The sequence below is a fragment of the Serratia sp. X3 genome (assembly GCF_014982455.1).
In the GTDB taxonomy this organism is placed as follows: domain Bacteria; phylum Pseudomonadota; class Gammaproteobacteria; order Enterobacterales; family Enterobacteriaceae; genus Serratia; species Serratia ureilytica.
Genome location: NZ_JADCNB010000001.1, coordinates 1,788,918 through 1,810,202, shown reverse-complemented (window position 1 = coordinate 1,810,202; position 21,285 = coordinate 1,788,918). Strand labels below are relative to the sequence as shown.

The window sequence follows — 21,285 nt, the reverse complement described above, 5'->3', positions numbered from 1 at the left end:
CCGATTTATTTTACGCGAACCCTATGTATTCTAAGGATATTATTTATTTACCCTGAGATAACAAATGGTTCACATTTAGGGGGTTATTTTGACAACGCCAAAGAAGAAAATCGTTATTGTCGGCGGCGGCGCCGGTGGTCTGGAGCTGGCGACCAGCCTGGGCCATAAACTTGGCCGCAAGAACAAAGCCGAGATCACGCTGGTGGATCGCAACCACAGCCATTTGTGGAAACCGCTGTTGCACGAAGTGGCGACCGGCTCCCTCGATGACGGCGTGGATGCGCTCAGCTACCTGGCGCACGCGCGCAATCACCATTTCAGCTTCCAGCTGGGGTCGTTGACCAACATCAACCGCGAGACGCAAACGCTGCAGCTGGCGCAGATCTGCGACGAGCAGGGCGGCGAGCTGGTGCCGGCGCGCGAACTGCCGTACGACATCCTGGTGATGGCGCTGGGCAGCACCTCAAACGATTTCGGTACGCCGGGCGTGAAAGAGCACTGCATCTTCCTGGATAACCCGCATCAGGCACGTCGTTTCCACAACGAAATGCTTAACCTGTTCCTGAAGTTCTCGGCGCAGCCGGGGCAAAAAGAGCGGGTCAACATCGCCATCGTCGGCGGCGGCGCCACCGGCGTTGAACTGTCCGCCGAACTGCACAACGCGGTGAAACAGCTGCACAGCTACGGTTTTGAAGGCCTGGACAACAGCGCGCTCAACGTGACGCTGGTCGAAGCCGGCGAGCGCATTCTGCCGGCGCTGCCGCCGCGCATTTCCGCTGCGGCGCACCAGGAGCTGATCAAGCTGGGCGTGCGCGTGCTGACCAACACCATGGTGACCAGCGCGGACGCCAAAGGCCTGAATACCAAGGGCGGCGAGTTCATCGACGCCGATCTGATGGTGTGGGCGGCAGGCATCAAAGCGCCGGACTTTATGAAGGACATCGGCGGCCTGGAAACCAACCGCATCAACCAGTTGGTGGTGGAGCCGACGCTGCAGACCACGCGCGATCCGAACATCTTCGCCATCGGCGACTGCGCCTCTTGCCCGAAAGAGGGCGGCGGTTTCGTGCCGCCGCGCGCCCAGTCGGCGCACCAGATGGCCTCACGCTGCGCCACCAATATTCTGGCGCTGATGAACGGCCAGACGCTGAAGCCTTACGTGTACAAAGACCACGGTTCGCTGGTGTCGCTGTCGCGCTTCAGCACCGTCGGCAGCCTGATGGGCAACCTGATGCGCGGCTCGATGATGGTGGAAGGGCGCATTGCGCGTTTCGTCTACATCTCGCTGTATCGCATGCACCAGGTGGCGCTGCACGGCTACATCAAAACCGGCCTGATGATGCTGGTGGGCGGCATTAACCGGGTGATCCGCCCGCGCCTGAAGATGCACTGATCCCGCCGTTGTCGATCAACCCGCGCCGGTTCGCCCGCGCGGGTTTTTTTATGGCGGCGCGAGGCTAACGGCGGCGGTTGCTTGATTCTTCAGCATAAGTTGTCGCCGACATGGGTAAAATTCTTAAGATTCCTCCTAAACAACGGCAAAACGGCCGTTTTCCCGCATTTTTGGTCCCCTTGTCTTATTGCGAGCCCTCAAATCATTGTGCAGACTTTACCTCGTTTACAGACGGCGCGTCGCGCACGCCGTAAACCGGGATACCGCAAGCCGCCCATGCGCAAAATAATAAGCGCGGTGCCATGCCGGTAACAGACCCGGAAAAAATGCGTGGTAACACTTTCAGGAGGTTTCCTGTGAACAAGTCAATGTTAGCCGGTGTTGGGATTGGCATCGCTGCCGCTCTGGGGATTGCCGCGGTAGCCAGCCTGGACGTCTTTTCTGCCGGTCCGCAATATGCGCAGGTGCTCGCCGCAACGCCGATTAAAGAAACCATCAAAACGCCGCGTCAGGAATGCCGCAACGTCACCGTCACGCACCGTGCACCGGTGCAGGATGAAAACCGCATCGCCGGTTCTGTGCTGGGCGCAGTGGCGGGCGGCGTGATCGGCCACCAGTTCGGCGGCGGTCGCGGACGCGACGTGGCGACCGTGGTGGGCGCATTGGGCGGCGGCTACGCCGGTAACCAGGTGCAAGGGGCGATGCAGAACAACGACGTCACCACCAGCGTTCAGCAGCGTTGCAAAACGGTCTACGACAAGTCTCAGAAAATGCTGGGCTATGACGTGACCTACAAGATCGGCAATCAGCAGGGCAAGATCCGCATGGATCACGATCCGGGCACCCAAATCCCATTGGATAAAAACGGCCAACTGGTGCTGAACAGAGCCTGATCGACGCATTCGAATTAAACCCGCGGGCAGTGTTAGTTCTGATCGTTTAACTCGGTTAAGCGAGCGGCGTTAACATTGACGCGGGTTTCTGCTTTTTGTCTGCCCGCGAATTCGACGATCGTTCTAATGTCTGCGTGCGATATCACTGGACAAAACTTCAAAAAAGCCCCCGCGTTTGTTATATTATTGTGCGATTAAGCGGTGTGTTCGGCGCTAATCGCCGCACCGGCCAAACCCGAGTATTTCGTCTCGCAGAGATAACGACATGTTAGATTTTCGCTTTCCGACAGCGTTGCAAATGGTCCTTAGCGTCGCCGTAGCTGAGAAGCAGGGCATGCGTTCGACGAGCGCCACGCTCGCCGCCACTCTGGAAGCTAACCCGAGCTTTATCCGCAAACTGATGGTGCCGCTGACCAAAGACGGCATCATCGTTTCCACCCTGGGCCGAAACGGCTCTATCCACCTTGGCCGCCCGGCGGAAGAGATTACCCTGCGGGATATCTACCTGGCGGTGATCGACGACAAGCGCATCTGGGCCTCACGCCCTGAAGTGCCGGCCCGCTGCCTGGTGAGCGCCAACGCCTGTTGGTATTTCAAATCGGTGGTGAACGAGGCCGAGCAGGCTTCGCTCGCGGTGCTGGCGCGCCACACCGTGGCTGACTCGCTGGCCGAACTGGAGCGGGGCGACAAGCGCGCCTGTGCGGAATACGTCGCCGCGCAAGAGGCCGAAACCGCCGATAAATAATCGCGGTTCTGATGCATAAAAAAAGGTCGGGCAATGCCCGACCTTTTTGCATGTTAAGACGAGGATTACGCCGTCTGCGTCTGCGTTTTGCGCGCCACCAGGCGGCGCAGGGTGACGTAGAACACCGGCGTCAGGAACAGCCCGAACAGCGTGACCCCCAGCATGCCGGAGAACACCGTGATGCCGGTGACGCCGCGCACTTCGGCGCCGGCGCCGTGGCCGAGGATCAGCGGGATGGTGCCGGCGATGAAGGCGATGGAGGTCATCACGATCGGTCGCAACCGCAGGCGACAGGCTTCCAGCGCCGCCTCGACGATGCCTTTGCCTTGCATTTCCAGCTCGCGGGCGAACTCGACGATCAGAATGGCGTTCTTGCAGGCCAGCCCCATCAGAACGACCAACCCGACCTGCACGAACACGTTGTTGTCGCCGCCGGTCAACCACACGCCGAACAGCGCCGACAGCATGGTCATCGGCACGATCAGGATCACCGCCAGCGGCAGCGTCCAGCTTTCATACAGCGCCGCCAGCGCGAGGAACGCCAGCAGTACCGCGACCGGGAACACCACCAGCGCGGCGTTGCCCTGGGTCGATTGCTGGTAGCTCAGATCGGTCCACTGGATGTTCATGCCGTTCGGCAACAGCTTGCCGGCCATTTGCGTCAGCGCGCTCATCGCCTGGGTAGAGGAGAGGACGCGCGGATCGGCGTCGCCGATCAGGTCCGCCGCCGGGAAACCGTTGTAGCGGATCACCGGATCCGGGCCGTAGGTCGTGCCGATGCTGACCATACTGCCGATCGGCACCATTTCGCCTTTGTCGTTGCGGGTACGCAGGTTGGCGATGTCTTCCACGCTGTCGCGGAACTGGCCGTCGGCCTGCGCCATCACCTTCCAGGTGCGGCCGTAACGGTTAAAGTCGTTGATGTAAGACGAACCGAGGTAGGTCTGCAGCGTGCTGAACAGCGCATTGAGCGGCACCCCCTGGGCCTTGGCCTTGTCGCGATCGATTTTGGCGTCCAGCTGCGGCACATTGGCCTGATAAGAGGAGATCGGGAAGCCCATGCCCGGCGTTTGCATAATGGCGCCGGACATCGTGTTGATCGCGGTCTGCAGCGCGCCGTAACCCAGCCCGCCGCGATCCTGCACGTACAGCGAATAGCCGGAACCCTGGCCGATGCCGAGGATCGGCGGCGGCATGATCGAGAAGGCGAACCCTTCCTGGATCTGCGAAATGCGCGCGTTGATCTCGGCGTTGATCTGCGCCGCGGTGCGGGTTCGGGTGCTCAATGACTCCAGCGCGAAGAACACCGTGCCGGTATTCGGCGTATTGGTGAACTGCAGCGCGTTCAGGCCGGGGAAGGCCACCGCATCGGTGACGCCGTCCACGCTCAGGCCGATGGCGCTCATCTTGCGGATCACCGCATCGGTGCGCTCCAGCGAGGCGCCTTCCGGCATCTTCACGCCGCCAATCAGATACAGCTTGTCCTGCGTCGGGATAAAGCCGCCGGGCACGGTCTTGAACATCACCCCGGCGGCGACCAGCAGCAGCAGGTAGACGACGAACACTGCGCCGCGTCGACCCAGCACGCGGGATACCCCGTGCTGATAACGCTGCGAGCCGCTGGCGAAGAAGCGGTTGAACGGCCGGAACAGCCAGCCGAACAGCCGGTCGATCAGGCGCGACGGCAGATCTTTCGGCGCGCCGTGCGGCTTCAGCAAGCGCGCCGCCAGCGCCGGTGACAGGGTCAGCGAGTTGATGGCGGAGATCACCGTCGAGATGGCGATGGTGACGGCGAACTGTTTGTAGAACTGGCCGGTAACGCCGGAGAGGAACGCCATCGGCACAAACACCGCGCACAGCACCACGGCGATGGCGATGATCGGGCCGGAGACCTCGCGCATCGCCTGGTGCGCCGCCGCCAGCGGCGACAGCCCCTCTTCGATGTTGCGCTCGACGTTCTCCACCACCACGATGGCGTCATCCACCACGATGCCGATCGCCAGCACCAGCCCGAACAGGCTGAGGGTGTTGAGCGAGAAGCCGAGCAGATACAGCGCGGCGAAGGTGCCGACCACGGAGATCGGCACCGCCAACAGGGGAATGATCGAGGCGCGCCAGGTCTGCAGGAACAGAATGACCACCAGCACTACCAGGATCACCGCTTCCAGCAGGGTGTCCACCACCGCGCGGATCGAATCGCGCACGAACACCGTCGGATCGTACGGCGATTTCCAGCTCATGCCGTCCGGGAAGCGGGTCGCCAGCTCGGCCATCTTGCCGCGCACCGCGTCCGACAGCTCGATGGCGTTGGCGCCCGGCGACTGGAAGATGCCGATGCCGACCGCATCCTTGTTATTGAGCTGGGCGCGCAGCGCGTAGCTTCCGGAACCCATTTCGATGCGCGCCACGTCGCGCAGCCGCACGATCTCGCCGTTATCGCCGCTCTTAAGAATGATGTTGCCGAACTCTTCTTCGGTTTGCAGGCGGCCCTGTGCGTTGATCGACAGCAGATAGTCGCTGCGCGTCGGCATCGGCTCCGCGCCAAGCTGGCCGGCGGAGACCTGCACGTTCTGCTCCTGCATGGCGCTCACCACGTCGGAGGCGGTCAGCCCGCGCGCGGCGACTTTGTTCGGATCGAGCCAGATGCGCATTGCGTATTCGCCGGCGCCGAAGATCTGCACCTGGCCGACGCCCGGCAGGCGAGCCAGTTCATCCTTGACCTTCAGGGTGGCGTAGTTGCGCAGGTACAGCGAGTCGTACTTGCCGGAAGGCGATACCAGATGCACCACCAGCGTCAGCGCCGGAGACTGTTTCTGGGTAGTGATGCCCTGGCGGCGCACGTCCTCCGGCAGGCGCGCTTCGGCCTGCGCCACGCGGTTTTGCACCTGCACCTGCGCCTGATCGGGATCGGTGCCCGGGCGGAAGGTGACGGTGGTCACCAGCACGCCGTCGGAACCGGCGACCGATTTCATGTACATCATGTTTTCGACGCCATTGATCGCTTCTTCCAGCGGCGTCGCCACCGTTTCAGCAATCTCTTTCGGGTTGGCGCCCGGGTATTCGGCGCGCACCTGCACGCTGGGCGGCACCACGTCCGGGTACTCGCTGATCGGCAGCAGCGGAATGGCGATCACCCCGGCGACAAAAATCAGTATCGACAGCACCGCGGCGAAGATCGGCCGGTCGATGAAAAAACGGGAAAAGTCCATGGGTCAGAATTCTCTGCTGGGAGCTTAGTTAAGGGCGGAGGCGGTGGTGGTCATGGCGACGCTTTTCGCGTCGACCGGCATGCCCGGCATAAACACTTTCTGCATGCCGTCGACGATCACCCGATCGCCGCTCGCCAGGCCTTTTTGCACGATGCGCATACCTTCGGCCATCCGGCCCACGTCGATGTCGCGGCGCTGCGCCTTGCCGTCTTTATCGACGATGTAAACGAACTTGCGGTTCTGATCGGTCATCACCGCTTTGTCGTCGATCAGCATGGCGTTGAACTCGGCGCTGCCGGGCATCTGCACGCGGGCGAACAGCCCCGGCGTGAAGCGGCGATCGCGGTTGTCGAGCAGGGCGCGCATGCGGATGGTGCCGGTACCGGCGTTCAACTGGTTGTCGGTGAAGTCCACCAGCCCCTGATGCGGAGTGCCGTCTTCGCCCACCAGGCCCACCTTCACCGGCAGGCGCGCGTCGTGTCGGCCCTGCTGCTGATAGCGCAGGAACGTCGCCTCATCCACGTCGAAATAGACGTAAACCTTATCGAGCGATACCAGCGTCGTCAGCACGCTGGCGCTGTCGCCGGCGGTGACCAGATTGCCGGCGGTGATCATCGCGCGGCTGGCGCGTCCGTCGATCGGGGCGGTGACGCGGGTAAAGTCGAGATTAAGCTGCGCCATATCGAGCTGGGCCTGCGCCGCCAGCACGTTGCTTTGCGCCTGCGCGGCGGACGAACGCCGCTGTTCCCACACTTCCTGCGAGATGGCCTGAGTGCCGATCAGCTTCTCGGTGCGCGAGGATTCGCTGCGCGCCAGCGCCGCCTGATTGCGCGCCCGCACCAGCTCCGCCTGTGCCTGTTCGCGCGCGGCGCGGTAGGTGCGATCGTCAATGGTGAACAGCACCTGGCCTTTCTTCACCTCGTCGCCTTCGGTGTAGTTGACCCGCTCGATGTAGCCGGAAACCCGCGGGCGCAGCTGTACGCTTTGCACCGCTTCGACCCGACCATTGAACGCATCCCACTGGCTGATCGGTTTGACCACCACGCTGGCGGCGCTGACCACCGGCGGCGGTGGCGGGGCGTTGTGCGCGACGCTGTTGTCACACCCGGCGAGCAGGGCGGCCAGCAGCGCCACCCCGGAGAGCCGCTGGCCCAGAGCGAAGGCGCGCGTGCGGCCGCCGGCGTTGAACGATGAGTTTGGTTGATTTGGCATTATTTTTATTCCGATAAGTAAGCGCTGTCTGGCCCCATACCCAGCCCTGTTTTCCGGGCTTTTCCCTTCATGCCGGCGTTCGGCGGAAGGGGCGCCGCGCCTTGTCATGGCGCAACGTTAGGTTTTGAAACATATTGGTGTCACATTAATGTATCAATATCGGTTACATTAATTGGGTGGAGTATAGAGGCGGCCTTCTGGTAAATGCAATAATAAAAATTGCATTTAAAGCGAAACTGTTGCAACGTATGCGCACTGGGCAGTGATTGACCCTGCCGACATGATGGGAGCATCAGCATGAACACGACGGGTTTCATTACCGATTTGAAGACGTGGATCGACAACAATCTGGAAGAAAAACTGGATATCAACACCGTAGCGGACCGCGCGGGCTACTCCAAATGGCATCTGCAGCGCATGTTCAAGCGCCAGACCGGCTATGCGCTCGGGGAGTATATCCGCATGCAAAAACTGAAGGTGTCGGCGGAGCGCCTGGCCAACAGCGGCGAACCGATCGTCAGCGTGGCGATCTCGCTCGGCTTCGACTCACAGCAGTCGTTCAACCGCAGCTTCAAACGCCAATTCGGCCAAACGCCGGGCGATTGGCGCCGCGCGCTGGCGCAGCCGACGGCGGTGAGATGCACGCACCACTGAGCGGTTTGGCAGTGGGAATAAAAAAGCCTGAATTTGCGTTCGGGCTTTTTTATGGCGGTGAGGGCGGGATAGATTCGCTGCGCTCACCCTGCGGGCCGCCGTTGGCGGTCCAAAACGCGGGCGTTTTGTCGAACCCTGTCGAGGATTCTCACCCTCCCGGTCGGTGCGCTATGCATACAAAAAAGCCTGAACGTGAATTCAGGCTTCTTCGTAGAATATGGCGGTGAGGGAGGGATAGATTCGCTGCGCTCACCCTGCGGGCCGCCGTTGGCGGTCCAAAACGCGGGCGTTTTGTCGAACCCTGTCGAGGGTTCTCACCCTCCCGGTCGGTGCGCTATACAAACAAAAAAGCCTGAACGTGAGTTCAGGCTTCTTCGTAGAATATGGCGGTGAGGGAGGGATTCGAACCCTCGATACACTTTCGCGTATACACACTTTCCAGGCGTGCTCCTTCAGCCACTCGGACACCTCACCATATTTTTTTGTTGCGAAATCATCGCTGCAACGGGGCGCTACTATAGGGAGTGGGGCCGATCCGGTCAAGAATAATTTCTGTGTTTTTGTTTGTCCGCTCAAGCTGTGCGCACTTTGCTGAAAACTGCGGCGAACGGCACGGCGGAAGCCATGAAAGAGCGAGAACATCAGCGGTAAGGTTCGTGGATAACCGGCGTAAATGGGAATCACGGTCACAGAGGGTGGGAGATGCGCTGCGAAAGCCCCTCTCGGCGGTGCGCCATGCAAAAAAAAGCCTGGACGCGAATCCAGGCTTTCTCTTTGAATTTGGCGGTGAGAGAGGGGTTGATTCGCTGCGCTCACCCTGCGGGCCGCCGTTGGCGGTCCAAAACACGGGCGTTTTGTCGAACCCTGTCGAGGCTTCTCACCCCTCTCGGCGGTGCGCCATGCAAAAGAAAAAGCCTGGACGCGAATCCAGGCTTTTTCTTTGAATTTGGCGGTGAGAGAGGGGTTCGAACCCTCGATACACTTTCGCGTATACACACTTTCCAGGCGTGCTCCTTCAGCCACTCAGACACCTCACCGTTTTGTTGCCGATAACGCCTTGCGCTGTCGACGGGCGCTAATGTAGGAGAATCTGATCTCAGCGTCAACCCTCTTATTTCATTCTCATGACTGTTTAGCCAAACTTGCAGCAATTTGCTGATTTACCGAACGATATTCCCACTCTTGGCCGCCGGCGGGCAGGGCAGACAGCGGTCAGAATCCATGAAAGACGATTGTTTGACCTTTTTCTGTACAGATAGCTCAATATCTCGCCATTGAGGTTATGTTGTTTGCTGTTATATGCATTAATACTGGATTATTAGTCAGATGTGTCGCTAAATGGAATCATGTCGGCGCGGCGTTTTTGGCAAGGAACATCACGTCGCCGCGCAGATTGCCGGGTGACAGGACGGCGATATAGCAGACAGGGACAGACTCATTACATAATAATGCAGTAGAGGTTCGTTTTGACTCCTTCAGATGCCATGCCGGCGCCGCAAGCGCGCCATGCCATTCCGCCCGGTGCGGGAGCGCTGTTCTTCATCCAGATCTTCGCCACGCTGGGCTTCGCCGTGCTTTACTCTACGCTGGTGCTGTACGCCACCAAGCGGCTGGGCTTCAACGAAAGCAGCGCCAACGCCATGATGGGCGTGTTCGGCGCCTTCAACTATGGCCTGCACATGTTCGGCGGCTACCTCGGCGGCCGTTTCCTCAGCAACCGCAACCTGTTCGTGCTCGGTATGGTGCTGCAGGTGTTCGGCTGCGCGCTGATTGCCGTCGCGGGCGTGTGGGGGCTGTACTGGGGGCTGGCGATGTTCCTGACCGGCAGCGGTCTCAACGTGACCTGCATCAATATGATGCTCACCCAGCGTTTCAAACCGGACGATGATCGGCGCGAATCGGCGTTCCTGTGGAATTACGCCGGCATGAACCTCGGGTTCTTCGTTGGCTTTACCGTGGCCGGGTATTTCCAACTGACGGAAAATTATCGCGCGCTGTTCCTGTTCGCCACGCTGGGCAACGCGGCGGCGATCATCGTCGCCGTCTGTCGCTGGCGCATTCTGGCCGATCTCAATACGCCGCTGCACGACGCCAGCCGCAGCCAATACCGCTGGCGCATGCTGGTCGGGTTGGCGGTGCTGGTGGCGCTGGTGCCGATTATCCGCGTGATGCTGACCCATGCCGAGTTCAGCGGCCATTTCGTGATCGTGCTCGGCGCGCTGATCTTCCTGATGCTGTGCGTCGTGACGCTGCGCCACCATCCGCGCGATGAGCGCCGCAGAATGGCGGCCTATCTGATCCTGGCGCTGGGGTCGCTGGTGTTCTGGGCGCTGTATCAGCTGGCGCCGATGGGGCTGATGCTGTTCTCCGAGCACAACATCAATCTGAACGTTTACGGCATTCAGGTGGCGCCGCAGTGGATCCAGAACATCAACACGCTGGTGATCGTGGTGGGCGGCCCGCTGCTGGCCTGGTGGTTCAACCGCCTGCGCGCCCGCGGTTGCAACATCGACATTCCGCTGCAGTTCTCCGGATCGCTGTTTTGCATCGGGCTCGGCATGCTGGTATTGCCGCTGGGCATCAGCATGGCGGGCGGCGACGGGCTGGTGGCGTTTAAATGGATCGTCATCAGCTATGTGCTGCAAAGCGTCGGTGAATTGATGATCTCGCCGATCGGTTACGCCATGATCGGCAAGCTGGCGCCGCCGCGCTATCAGGGCGTGATGATGGGCTGCTGGATGATGGTGACCGGCGTCGCTTCGGTGTTGGCGGGCTACGTATCCGGCCTGATGCCGGAAAACAGCGGCAGTACGCCGCTGCAAACCAACCCCGGCTACAGCGAAATCTTCAGCGCGCTGGGTTGGGGGGCGACGGGCGTCGGCGTGGCGATGCTGATTTTAATTCCGCTGCTGCGGCGTCTTATCCGGCGCGACGGCGCGTCTGCCGCCTGATTTTGCGCACATGCACAACAGCCCCACTGGTCGGGGCTGTTTTTATTTTGGGCTTTAACGCTTGCATCCGGCGATGAATCGCGGAAGGCTGAAGGAAAACCAATAAAAACAAACGGGAGCCCGCAGTATGAACATCATCTATTACCATCCCTTATTTAACGCCCAGGAATGGCTGACCGGCATCAAGCAACGCCTGCCGCAGGCCGAGATCCGCGAATGGCAGCGCGGCGACGAGCGGCCGGCGGATTACGCGCTGGTATGGCGCCCGCCGCACGAGATGTTAGCCAACCGCCGCGATCTGAAAGCGGTGTTCGCCCTCGGCGCCGGCGTCGACGCCATTCTCGATCAGGAGCGCAAACACCCCGGCACGCTGCCCGCCGGCGTTCCGCTGCTGCGGCTGGAGGATACCGGCATGGCGCAGCAGATGCAGGAATATGCGCTGAGCTATGTGCTGCGCTATTTCCGCCGTTTCGACGAGTATCAGGCGTTGCAGCAGCGGCAGGAATGGCAGCCGCTCGATCCGCACTCGCTGGATGATTTCACCATCGGCATCCTCGGCGCCGGCGTGCTGGGGCAGAGCGTGGCGCGCAAGCTGACCGAGTTTGGCTTTAGCGTGCGTTGCTGGAGCCGCAGCGCCAAACAGATTGACGGCGTGCAAAGCTTCGCCGGAGAGGCGCAGCGCGCGGCCTTCCTCGACGGCGTTAAACTGCTGATCAACCTGCTGCCCAATACGCCGGAGACTCTCGGCATCCTCAACCGCGAGCTGTTCGCGCAGCTGCAGCCGGGCGCCTATCTCATCAACATCGCGCGCGGCGCGCATCTGGTGGAAGCCGATCTGCTGGCGGCGCTCGAGCAGGGGCAGCTGGCCGCCGCCACGCTGGACGTGTTCGCCCGCGAGCCGCTGCCGCAGGATCACCCATTCTGGCGTCATCCGCGTGTCACCATTACCCCGCATATTGCTGCCATCACGTTGCCGCAGCAGGCGATGGATCAGATCGCCGCCAACATTCGCGCGCTGGAGGCGGGGCATGCCCCGGCCGGTGTGGTCGACAGGCAACGGGGTTACTGATCCTTCAGCCGCCGTTCGGTAACTGATAAGCTGTTATCGTCATCGCGCCTGCCCGTACCTTTGCGGGCGGGCCCTCTGGAAGGAGAAACAATGTACCCCGTTGATTTGCATATGCACACCGTCGCCAGCACCCACGCCTACAGCACGCTGCACGATTACATCGCCGAAGCCCAGCAGAAGGGCATCAAGCTGTTCGCCATCACCGATCACGGCCCGGACATGGCCGATGCGCCACACTATTGGCACTTCATGAACATGCACGTGTGGCCGCGCCAGGTGAACGGCGTGGGCATTTTGCGCGGTATCGAAGCCAACATCAAAAACCTGCAGGGCGACATCGACTGCACCGGCCCGATGCTGACCGCCACCGACGTGATCATCGCCGGTTTCCATGAGCCGGTGTTTGCGCCGCAGGATAAAGCGTCCAATACTGAAGCGATGATCGCCGCGATGGCGCAGGGGGACGTGCATATCATCAGCCACCCCGGCAACCCGCGTTATCCGATCGACATTCCCGCCGTCGCGGCGGCGGCGGCCAAATATGAGGTGGCGCTGGAGCTGAATAACTCGTCGTTCACCCACTCCCGCAAGGGCAGCGAGGCCAACTGCCGGGCGATCGCCGCCGCGGTGCGCGACGCCGGCGGCTGGCTGGCGCTGGGCTCGGATTCGCACGTCGCCTTTTCGCTGGGTAACTTTGAGCACTGCGAGCGCATTATCGAAGAGGTGGGCTTCCCGCAGGAGCGCATTCTCAACGTCAGCCCGCGCCGGCTGCTGGATTTTCTCGAGCGGCGCGGCAAGCCGGCGATTGCGGAATTGGCCGATTTGTGACATCGTCCCGGCAAAATTTTCCGTATTGAATAAGGCTTTATCATGAATGAGTTTTCGATTGTCTGCCGCGTGCTGGGTACGCTGTTCTACCGCCAGCCGCAGGATCCGCTGTTGGTGCCGCTGTTCGCGCTGATTAAAGAGGGCAAGCTGCAGCAGCACTGGCCGCTGGAGCAGGATGACCTGCTCAAGCGCCTGCAGCAGGGCGGCGACGTCAACCAACTGGCGACCGACTTCAATGCGATGTTCGTCGGCAGCGAATGCAGCGTGCCGCCGTTCCGCTCCGACTATGTCGAAGGCGCAAGCGAGGCTGAAGTGCGCGCCTTCCTGCAGCAGCGCGGCATGCCGCTGGCTGAGGCGCCGGCCGACCATTTCGGCCAGCTGCTGCTGGCGGCGTCCTGGCTGGAAGATCAATCGCAGGAAGATGAAGCGCAGGCGCAGATCGCGCTGTTCGACGAGTTCCTGCTGCCGTGGTGCGGCCGCTTCCTCGGCAAAGTGGAAGCGCACGCCACCACCGGTTTCTACCGCACGCTGGCGCTGATGACCCGCGACGCCATCCAGGCGATGCGCGACGAGCTGGCCGAGTACGAGCAGGACGATGACGCGGGCGACGAAGACGCGTAACGCCGCAGCCATCCTGGCGGGCCACCCGGCCCGCTAAACACAGGTTTGCATCCCCCGGACGTAAATTGACAAAAGATCCCCTAATCTGGCGGTTTAACGTCGGTTCGGCCGCGCTTGCGCGCCGCGTTTTCTCACGCAAGGGGTAGATGATGAAAAGTAACTGGATGCAGCAGATTCAAACGTTGATCGGGCAGAAGGCCGGCGCGATGGGCGGGGCAGAAGGCATCGGCAAGCTGCTGGCGCCCACGGCGCTGGGCGGCCTGGTCGGCGTGCTGTTGGCCAACAAATCTTCGCGCAAGCTGGTGGGCAAGTTCGGCAAGAATGCGCTGATTATCGGCGGCAGCGCGGCGGTGGGTGCGGTGCTGTGGAACAAGTACAAGCAGCGGGTGAAAGAGACCCATCAGGACGAACCGCAGTTCGGTTTGCAAACCACGCCGGTGGATCTGCGCGCCAAGCGTTTGGTGCAGGCGCTGGTGTTCGCCGCCAAAAGCGACGGCCATATCGATGCCGAAGAGCAGCGCGCCATCGATCACAGCCTGGCGCAACTGCAGGTGGGGGAAGAAGCGCAGGGCTGGGTGCAGGAAGCGCTCGACCAGCCGCTCAACCCGGAGTTAATCGCCCGCAGCGTGCAAAACGAAGACGAGGCGCTGGAGGTTTATTACCTGAGTTGCCTGGTGATCGACGTCGATCACTTTATGGAGCGCGGCTATCTTGATGCGCTGGCGCAGGCGCTGAAGATCCCGGCGGACGTCAAGCAGGGCATCGAGAGCGACGTCAACGAGAAAAAGCGCGAGCTGGCATAGCGCCGCTTGGCAAGCCGGGGGGAATCGTGTCACTCTTGCCGCAATCTATGTAAGCGGATGATTTAGCAATGATGACCCCACCGAAAGCGGAAAAACGGCCTTATCCCATCACTATCCACGGCGACACGCGAGTGGATGACTATTACTGGCTGCGCGACGATGAGCGCGCAGACCGCCAGGTGCTGGACTACCTGCAGGCGGAGAACGCCTACACCGATGCGATGCTGAAGCCGCAGCAGGCGCTGCGCGAAACCCTGTACGAAGAGATGGTGGCGCGCATCCCGCAGCAGGAACATTCGGTGCCTTACGTGCGCCACGGCTATCGCTATCAGACGCGCTACGAGTCGGGTAACGAATACGCGATTTATGTGCGCCAGCCGCAGGCCGAGAGCGAGCAGTGGGATGTGCTTATCGACGGCAACCAACGCGCCGAGAACCACGAGTTTTACACCCTGGGCGGGCTGGACGTCAGCCCCGACAACCAGCGGCTGGGGGTGGCGGAGGATTTCCTGTCGCGCCGCCAGTATGACATTCGCTTCAAGAACCTGGCTGACGGCAGCTGGGCCGACGAAGTGCTGGAAAACACCTCCGGCAGCTTCGAGTGGGCCAACGATTCCTCGACGGTGTACTACGTGCGCAAGCACGCCAAGACGCTGTTGCCGTATCAGGTTTATCGCCACGTAGTCGGCAGCGATCCGCAGCAGGACGAGCTGATTTACGAAGAGCAGGACGATACCTTCTACGTTGGGCTGGAGAAGACCACCTCCGAGCGCTTTATTCTGATCCACCTGAGCAGCACCACCACCTCGGAGATCCTGCTGCTGGACGCCGATCGGGCGGACGCCAAACCGCAGCTGTTCGTGCCGCGCCGCAAGGATCACGAGTACGCCATCGATCACTATCACCAGCATTTCTATATTCGCTCCAATAAGGACGGCAAGAACTTCGGCCTGTACCAGAGCGAGCAGGCGGACGAAGCGCAGTGGCAGACGCTGATCGCCCCGCGCGCCGACGTGATGCTGGAGGGCTTCAGCCTGTTCCGTGATTGGTTGGTGGTGGAAGAGCGCAATGCCGGCCTGACGCTGCTGCGCCAGATCCACTGGCAAAGCGGCGAAGAGAAGCGCATCGCCTTCGACGATCCGACCTACACCACCTGGCTGGCGTATAACCCGGATCCGGAAACCGCGCTGCTGCGCTACGGCTATTCGTCGATGACCACCCCGACCACGCTGTACGAGCTGAACATGGACAGCGGCGAGCGAACGATGCTCAAACAGCAGGAAGTGAAGAATTTCACGCCGGAAAACTACCGCAGCGAGCGGGTGTGGGTGAAGGCGCGCGACGGCGTCGAGGTGCCGGTTTCGCTGGTGTATCGCCAGGACAGCTTCCAGCGCGGCGCCAACCCGCTGATGGTGTATGGCTACGGCTCTTACGGCAGCAGCATGGATCCGGCGTTCAGCGCCAGCCGACTGAGCCTGGTGGATCGCGGTGTCGTGTTCGCGCTGGCGCACATTCGCGGCGGCGGCGAGCTGGGGCAGCTGTGGTATGAAGACGGCAAGTTGTTCAACAAGCAGAACACCTTCAACGACTTTATCGACGTGACCGAAACGCTGGTCGCCCAGGGGTACGGCGACGGCAAGCGGGTGTTCGCGATGGGTGGCAGCGCGGGCGGCCTGCTGATGGGCGCGGTGATCAACCAGGCGCCGCAGCTGTTCCACGGCGTGGTGGCGCAGGTGCCGTTCGTCGACGTGGTGACCACCATGCTGGATGAGTCCATTCCGCTGACCACCGGCGAATACGACGAGTGGGGCAACCCGAACGAGCAGGCCTATTACGACTACATCAAGCAGTACAGCCCGTACGATCAGGTGAAAGCGCAGGAGTACCCGCATCTGCTGGTGACCACCGGCCTGCACGATTCGCAGGTGCAGTATTGGGAGCCGGCCAAGTGGGTGGCCAAGCTACGCGAGCTGAAAACCGACGATCGGCAGCTGCTGCTGTATACCGACATGGATGCCGGCCACGGCGGCAAATCCGGCCGTTTCAAGGCCTATGAGGATATTGCGCTGGAGTACGCCTTCATTCTGGCGCTGGCGGAGTAACGGCGAACAGCGGGCGGCCTGCGCCGCCCGCTGTGTTAGCCGATCAGATAGTATTTCAGCGTGTGTTTCATGTCCGGGCTCAGATCGTCGATGGATTTCAGCATCCAGCGCAGATAGCCGGGGTCCTCCTGGGCGATGCGGTCGATCTCCTGCCCGCGATACTTGCCGAACTTGAACTTCTTCAGCAGCACCGGCTGTTCGGTGATCTGCACCATTTGCTCCGGCGTCCAGCCCGAATCCTTGATGATGCGTTGCAGCAGCGCGGCGGTGACGTAGCAGTCATACAGCGCGCGGTGCGGGTACAGCGTGGCGTCTGCCGGCAACTGCACGTCCAGATTCAGCGCGTAGCGCAAATACTGGTTGCCGTACTTGATGTCCGGATACAGCGTGCGCGCCAGCTTGAGGGTGCAGATCCAGGCGCCGTTCATCTCCGGCAATACCCCGCGATCAAAGGCGGCGTTGTGCGCCACATAGTAGGGGCTACCCTGATAGCGGCCGATCGCCACCGCAATGCGCGGTTTGCCTTCCACCATCTGTTCAGTGATGTGATGAATAGCCATCGCGTCGAGGCTGATGGGGCGGTCCGGGCTGATCAGGTCGCTCATCGGGTTGGTCAATTGGCCGTCGAGCAGATCGAGGGAGGCCACTTCCACCACGCCGCCGTCCAGCCCGCAGGTCTCGGTATCTATTACGCGTAACGTCATGCTTTCCTCCGCGTTGCCGTCAGGCTTCAGCTTAACCGGCACAGGCGGCCGTGCCAACCGTCGCGGGCCTTGTCGGCGATGATAAGACCAGGGGCATCATCCGGCGCGGCAACCAAAAGCGCTCCCGTGTCATCCCAGATGGCGCTGCGGCCCGCCGGGATCCAGCCGCCGGTCGGCGCCGCATGGTTGGCCATCAGCGTGACCATGCCATAACGACGGGCATAGCCTGCCAGCGCGGCGCTGTCTTTCGCGTAACCGGCTTCAGAGATCAGCACGCCGGCGGCATAAATCTGCGCGCCCGCCAGCGCGGCGGCGCTTGCGTGGCCGGGTTGCGAGGTGTCGGCGCAGATAGCCAGCGCGATGCGTTGCCGATGTATTTCCAGCAGCGTGCCGCCATTACCGGGCAAGAACCGTTGCTGTTCCGCGCCGTGCAGATGTTGCTTGGTATAGGCGGCCACCGCGCCGTTGGGGGGAAAGATCAAGGCGGCGATATGCAGCGCCTGGCCGCTGCGCAAGGGCGCGCCGACGATGATCGTCATCTGATGCGATTGCGCCGCCGCAGCGAGCGGTTGCAGACGCGGATCGCCCAGCGTCAGCGCCAGTTCGGCGGCATCGGCCAGCTCATAGCCGCTTAGCGACAGTTCGGGAAAAACCAGCAGTTGCACCTGCCGTTCGGCTGCCTGCGCGACAAATTCAAGGTGACGTTCAAGGTTGCAGGCGATATTGGCCGCAGCGGCGGGGTATTGGGCTGCGGCGAGGGTGAAGCAGGGCATTGGCCATCTCTCCGGTAAGGCAATAAAAAACCCGCCTTGGCGGGTTTAATGACGGCTGGAAGGACGCTTACTCACCAGACGGATGCGCTTTTTTGGCGCGTTTCTCCGCACGTTTCTCTGCTGGGGTTTTCAACGGCTTCTTCTTCGCATTTTTTTTGCTATCCATTCCCTTACTCATGATGGCCTCTCGTTACCTATGATTGGGTGGCTTGCTCAGCCATTAACCGCCTAAAGCCGACAGGATGCAAGCGACAAAGTGCAAGTAGTATGTAACCGGCTGTTTGCACGTGAAATTTTGTTTTTGGATGACCGGGTGCTTAAAATAATTATTATGTTATAATATTACACTTTTAAGGTTCGGAGAACGCTATGACAGTGATGACATTACCGGATGCGCAGCAACTGCTGGCCATGCCGGATTCTGATTACATGAACTCGGTTCAACGGGCTTTTTTCCGCCAGCTGCTGCAGGATGAGCGGCAAAAACTGCTGCTGCACATCGATGAGCTGAAGAAGGCGATCGACAGCGGCGAAGCGACGGGCGATGAAGCTGACAAGGCGGCGCGCGAAGAAGAGCTGCGCCTGTTGTTCCGCCAGTTGGATCGCGAAAGCCGCCTGCTGCCGAAAATCGATGCGGCGCTGGCGCGGTTGCAGAACGGCGAATACGGCTACTGCCGGGAAACCGGCGAACCCATCGGCTTGGCGCGCCTGATGTTGCGCCCGACGGCGGAACTGAGCATCGAGGCGAAAACCGCACAGGAGATGCGCGAGCCGCATATGCGTAAAGGCGTGTAGGCGTAACAAGGCGTGAACTGATCGGGCCTGTGGGTGTTTTGCAGGCGGGTCGTTGCGATTTTGAGCAAACGCGCGCCGAGTTCCCGGCGCGCGTTCGAGTTTTCAGGTTTTACCGTTGACCTGCCGGGCGGCTTCCGCTTTGATGAAAGCATGACTCACAGAGAGACGGAAAGCGCCATGGAACAATTACGAGGTTTGTACCCGCCGTTAGCGGCATACGACAGCGGTTGGCTGGACACTGGGGATGGCCACCGGATCTACTGGGAGCTGAGCGGCAACCCGAACGGGAAACCGGCGGTCTTCATTCATGGCGGGCCGGGCGGCGGCATCTCTGCGCATCATCGCCAGCTGTTCGATCCCGAGCGCTACAAGGTGTTGCTGTTCGATCAGCGCGGCTGTGGCCGCTCCCGTCCGCACGCCAGTCTGGACAACAACACCACCTGGCATTTGGTGGCCGATATCGAGCGGCTGCGCGAAATGGCCGGCGTCGAGCAGTGGCTGGTGTTCGGCGGCTCCTGGGGATCTACGCTGGCGCTCGCCTATGCACAGACCCACCCGGAGCGCGTCAGTGAAATGGTGCTGCGCGGCATCTTTACCCTGCGCAAGCAGGAGCTGCATTGGTATTACCAGGACGGCGCTTCGCGCTTCTTCCCGGACAAGTGGGAGCGCGTGCTGTCCATTCTGTCGGATGACGAGCGCAAAGACGTGATTGCCGCCTATCGGCAGCGGCTGACTTCAGCCGATCCGCAGGTGCAGCTCGAAGCGGCCAAACTGTGGAGCGTGTGGGAAGGGGAAACGGTGACGCTGTTGCCAAGCCGTGAATCCGCTTCGTTTGGCGAGGATGATTTCGCGCTGGCGTTTGCCCGGATTGAAAACCACTACTTCACGCATTTGGGGTTCCTGGAGAGCGATGACCAACTGCTGCGCAACGTGTCGCTGATCCGCCATATCCCGGCGGTGATCGTCCACGGCCGCTATGACATGGCCTGCCAGGTGCAGAACGCCTGGGATCTGGCCAAGGCTTGGCCGGAGGCGGAGCTGCATATCGTGGAAGGGGCGGGGCATTCGTTTGATGAACCGGGCATTTTGCACCAGCTGATGATCGCCACCGACCGGTTCGCCGGCAAGTGACACGAAAAACCCGCCGTAACGGCGGGTTTTGTTATTTGCTCTTCGGTTCGTAAGGCAGACGCGAAAACTTGTGGGATTCCGCGCGGTAGTGCGCCACGCGCTCGCGAAAATAGTCGCGCAGCGGCTCCGGCTGCTCGCGCTCCACCACTTCCGGGATCACCGGCATGTTGTAACGCTCTTTGTACGCCACGCCTGAGGCGGCGAGATCCACATTCACCCTGTCCATTTCTTCTTTGGACAACTCGGCCAGATTGTAACCCACCTTATGCTCCTTACTTTGCCGCATTGAATCTGCGCAGAAGGTAATCCACCCGGCGGCGCTTGGCAAGCCCGTTGCGCCGCGGCGGCGGGCGATATTTATCCAAGAGTAATGTAATCTATTTATTCTTTTAAATAAGAATGATTCGCTTTTTGATTAAAATAAAAGATCTAAATAATTCTCATGTTAATTACCAATGATTTTATGATATTTTAACTTATTGATATAATTTGTTTTTGTAATTGATTTGGTTTGAATGTAAATAAGGTGTTTTTATTTTTACGGCGACAGGGCATAATGCGCGAAAATTAAATTCATGACCTGCAAAATAAAAGGAATGATTATGCTGACGCAAGAAATGACTCAAAAGCTGAATGAGCAACTGAATCTGGAGTTCTACTCCGCCAACCTGTATCTGCAGATGAGCGCATGGTGCAGCGACAAAGGCTTTGAAGGCGCCGCCGCATTTCTTAAAGAGCACTCTCAGGAAGAGATGCAGCATATGCAACGTCTGTTCGACTACCTCAGCGACACCGGCTCTCTGCCGCTGCTGGGCACCATCGCGGCCCCGCCGGTGGCGTTTGAGTCGCTGGCGGACGTGTTCGAGCAGACCTACGAACACGAGAAGCTGATCACCCGTCAGATCAACGAGCTGGCGCACGCGGCAATGTCCTCTCACGATTACTCCACCTTCAACTTCCTGCAATGGTATGTGGCGGAGCAGCATGAAGAAGAGAAACTGTTCAAATCCGTGCTGGATAAGCTGGCGCTGGTGGGCACCAGCGGCAAAGGCCTGTTCTTCATCGATAAAGACCTGAAGAAAATGGGCGCGATGGGCCAGGGCGGCAACGGCCAGGCCTGATCCCTGACTGAGCATTGAAAAACCGCGCGCGGGCGAGCCTGACGCGCGGTTTTTTTTACCCTGCGTTTATCGCGGTTATGCGGCGATACGTGCTGCCGGATCGCAAAATGCCAGTGATGCGCTCGACTTGCTGAGGCGTGCTCGCTATGATTTACCGCGATACGCTACAGGGATGGTAGAGTCAAAACAGCGGGTTAGCCGATACAACCCGTTTTTCTGTTTACCCGTGGCGCAATCATTTGCGGTGGGTTGGGGCCGCTGATACATCGCCTTGGCTGTGG

The 21,285-nt window shown here is 60.5% G+C and carries 18 protein-coding genes, 2 tRNA genes and 3 other RNA genes; 13 read left to right on the top strand and 10 right to left on the bottom strand.

Annotated features, from left to right (window positions below):
* Positions 1 to 88: 88 nt before the first annotated feature.
* The 3 genes from IMX17_RS08670 to IMX17_RS08660 all read left to right on the top strand — a co-directional run bounded on the left by IMX17_RS08670 (position 89) and on the right by IMX17_RS08660 (position 3,031).
* Positions 89 to 1,393 (top strand): NAD(P)/FAD-dependent oxidoreductase, encoded by a 1,305-nt coding sequence (locus IMX17_RS08670; RefSeq protein ID WP_004928794.1) that lies wholly within the window; start codon positions 89 to 91, stop codon positions 1,391 to 1,393.
* 356 nt (positions 1,394 to 1,749) lie between these two features.
* Positions 1,750 to 2,286, top strand: coding sequence for a glycine zipper 2TM domain-containing protein (locus tag IMX17_RS08665; protein WP_004928798.1), 537 nt, complete (start codon positions 1,750 to 1,752; stop codon positions 2,284 to 2,286).
* Between the two features lie 265 nt (positions 2,287 to 2,551).
* On the top strand, positions 2,552 to 3,031 hold the full coding sequence (locus IMX17_RS08660; protein ID WP_046899281.1) for an Rrf2 family transcriptional regulator: 480 nt from the start codon (positions 2,552 to 2,554) through the stop codon (positions 3,029 to 3,031).
* A gap of 65 nt (positions 3,032 to 3,096) precedes the next feature.
* Here IMX17_RS08660 and sdeB read toward each other — a convergent pair whose 3' ends face one another.
* A complete protein-coding gene (sdeB, locus tag IMX17_RS08655) occupies positions 3,097 to 6,240 on the bottom strand; it encodes a multidrug efflux RND transporter permease subunit SdeB (protein ID WP_042784219.1) in 3,144 nt (1,047 codons plus the stop codon).
* A 24-nt stretch (positions 6,241 to 6,264) separates the two neighbouring features.
* The gene (sdeA, locus tag IMX17_RS08650) at positions 6,265 to 7,452 is read right to left on the bottom strand and encodes a multidrug efflux RND transporter periplasmic adaptor subunit SdeA (RefSeq protein WP_182264692.1); all 1,188 of its coding nucleotides are present in this window, start codon (positions 7,450 to 7,452) and stop codon (positions 6,265 to 6,267) included.
* A gap of 297 nt (positions 7,453 to 7,749) precedes the next feature.
* On the opposite strand from sdeA, the gene IMX17_RS08645 reads away from it, so the two are divergent.
* A complete protein-coding gene (locus IMX17_RS08645) occupies positions 7,750 to 8,106 on the top strand; it encodes a helix-turn-helix domain-containing protein (RefSeq protein ID WP_033642706.1) in 357 nt (118 codons plus the stop codon).
* Between the two features lie 52 nt (positions 8,107 to 8,158).
* Here the strand turns inward: IMX17_RS08645 and IMX17_RS08640 are convergent.
* The 5 genes from IMX17_RS08640 to IMX17_RS08620 all read right to left on the bottom strand — a co-directional run bounded on the left by IMX17_RS08640 (position 8,159) and on the right by IMX17_RS08620 (position 9,143).
* Positions 8,159 to 8,278, bottom strand: a non-coding RNA gene (locus tag IMX17_RS08640) — RtT sRNA.
* Between the two features lie 46 nt (positions 8,279 to 8,324).
* A non-coding RNA gene (locus tag IMX17_RS08635) (RtT sRNA) lies at positions 8,325 to 8,444 on the bottom strand.
* Between the two features lie 46 nt (positions 8,445 to 8,490).
* Positions 8,491 to 8,580: transfer RNA gene (locus IMX17_RS08630), tRNA-Ser, on the bottom strand.
* A 307-nt stretch (positions 8,581 to 8,887) separates the two neighbouring features.
* Positions 8,888 to 9,008: non-coding RNA, RtT sRNA (locus IMX17_RS08625), on the bottom strand.
* Positions 9,009 to 9,053: 45 nt separating this feature from the next.
* Positions 9,054 to 9,143, bottom strand: a tRNA-Ser gene (locus IMX17_RS08620).
* A 447-nt stretch (positions 9,144 to 9,590) separates the two neighbouring features.
* On the opposite strand from IMX17_RS08620, the gene IMX17_RS08615 reads away from it, so the two are divergent.
* The 6 genes from IMX17_RS08615 (at position 9,591) to IMX17_RS08590 (ending at position 16,480) form a co-directional block, all read left to right on the top strand.
* Positions 9,591 to 11,057, top strand: coding sequence for a peptide MFS transporter (locus tag IMX17_RS08615; protein WP_046686867.1), 1,467 nt, complete (start codon positions 9,591 to 9,593; stop codon positions 11,055 to 11,057).
* A 127-nt stretch (positions 11,058 to 11,184) separates the two neighbouring features.
* Positions 11,185 to 12,126, top strand: coding sequence for a glyoxylate/hydroxypyruvate reductase GhrA (gene ghrA / locus IMX17_RS08610; protein WP_193549611.1), 942 nt, complete (start codon positions 11,185 to 11,187; stop codon positions 12,124 to 12,126).
* 90 nt (positions 12,127 to 12,216) lie between these two features.
* Positions 12,217 to 12,954 carry a phosphatase gene (locus tag IMX17_RS08605; RefSeq protein ID WP_073533891.1) on the top strand — a complete coding sequence of 246 codons (738 nt, stop codon included), beginning with the start codon at positions 12,217 to 12,219 and terminating at the stop codon, positions 12,952 to 12,954.
* Between the two features lie 42 nt (positions 12,955 to 12,996).
* The gene (locus IMX17_RS08600) at positions 12,997 to 13,575 is read left to right on the top strand and encodes a molecular chaperone (protein WP_193549610.1); all 579 of its coding nucleotides are present in this window, start codon (positions 12,997 to 12,999) and stop codon (positions 13,573 to 13,575) included.
* 149 nt (positions 13,576 to 13,724) lie between these two features.
* Positions 13,725 to 14,378: a tellurite resistance TerB family protein gene (locus tag IMX17_RS08595; protein WP_046899353.1), complete on the top strand. Its 654-nt coding sequence runs from the start codon at positions 13,725 to 13,727 to the stop codon at positions 14,376 to 14,378.
* Positions 14,379 to 14,446: 68 nt separating this feature from the next.
* Positions 14,447 to 16,480, top strand: coding sequence for a S9 family peptidase (locus IMX17_RS08590; RefSeq protein ID WP_193549609.1), 2,034 nt, complete (start codon positions 14,447 to 14,449; stop codon positions 16,478 to 16,480).
* Between the two features lie 35 nt (positions 16,481 to 16,515).
* On the opposite strand, the gene exoX is transcribed toward IMX17_RS08590, so the two are convergent.
* Both exoX and IMX17_RS08580 read right to left on the bottom strand, forming a co-directional pair.
* Positions 16,516 to 17,184, bottom strand: a complete 669-nt coding sequence (gene exoX / locus IMX17_RS08585) for an exodeoxyribonuclease X (protein WP_033644251.1) — start codon at positions 17,182 to 17,184, stop codon at positions 16,516 to 16,518.
* 26 nt (positions 17,185 to 17,210) lie between these two features.
* A complete protein-coding gene (locus IMX17_RS08580; RefSeq protein ID WP_182264689.1) occupies positions 17,211 to 17,957 on the bottom strand; it encodes a carbon-nitrogen hydrolase family protein in 747 nt (248 codons plus the stop codon).
* Between the two features lie 369 nt (positions 17,958 to 18,326).
* Here IMX17_RS08580 and dksA point away from each other — a divergent pair, with 369 nt between their 5' ends.
* Both dksA and pip read left to right on the top strand, forming a co-directional pair.
* Positions 18,327 to 18,752, top strand: coding sequence for an RNA polymerase-binding protein DksA (dksA, locus tag IMX17_RS08575; RefSeq protein WP_033652008.1), 426 nt, complete (start codon positions 18,327 to 18,329; stop codon positions 18,750 to 18,752).
* Between the two features lie 177 nt (positions 18,753 to 18,929).
* On the top strand, positions 18,930 to 19,883 hold the full coding sequence (gene pip / locus IMX17_RS08570) for a prolyl aminopeptidase (protein WP_046899355.1): 954 nt from the start codon (positions 18,930 to 18,932) through the stop codon (positions 19,881 to 19,883).
* A 31-nt stretch (positions 19,884 to 19,914) separates the two neighbouring features.
* On the opposite strand, the gene IMX17_RS08565 is transcribed toward pip, so the two are convergent.
* Entirely contained in the window at positions 19,915 to 20,145 is a 231-nt protein-coding gene (locus IMX17_RS08565; RefSeq protein ID WP_193549608.1) for a DNA polymerase III subunit theta, read from the bottom strand.
* A 340-nt stretch (positions 20,146 to 20,485) separates the two neighbouring features.
* Between IMX17_RS08565 and ftnA the strand changes: the two genes are divergently transcribed.
* Entirely contained in the window at positions 20,486 to 21,004 is a 519-nt protein-coding gene (ftnA, locus tag IMX17_RS08560) for a non-heme ferritin (protein WP_033642716.1), read from the top strand.
* Positions 21,005 to 21,285 lie beyond the last annotated feature (281 nt).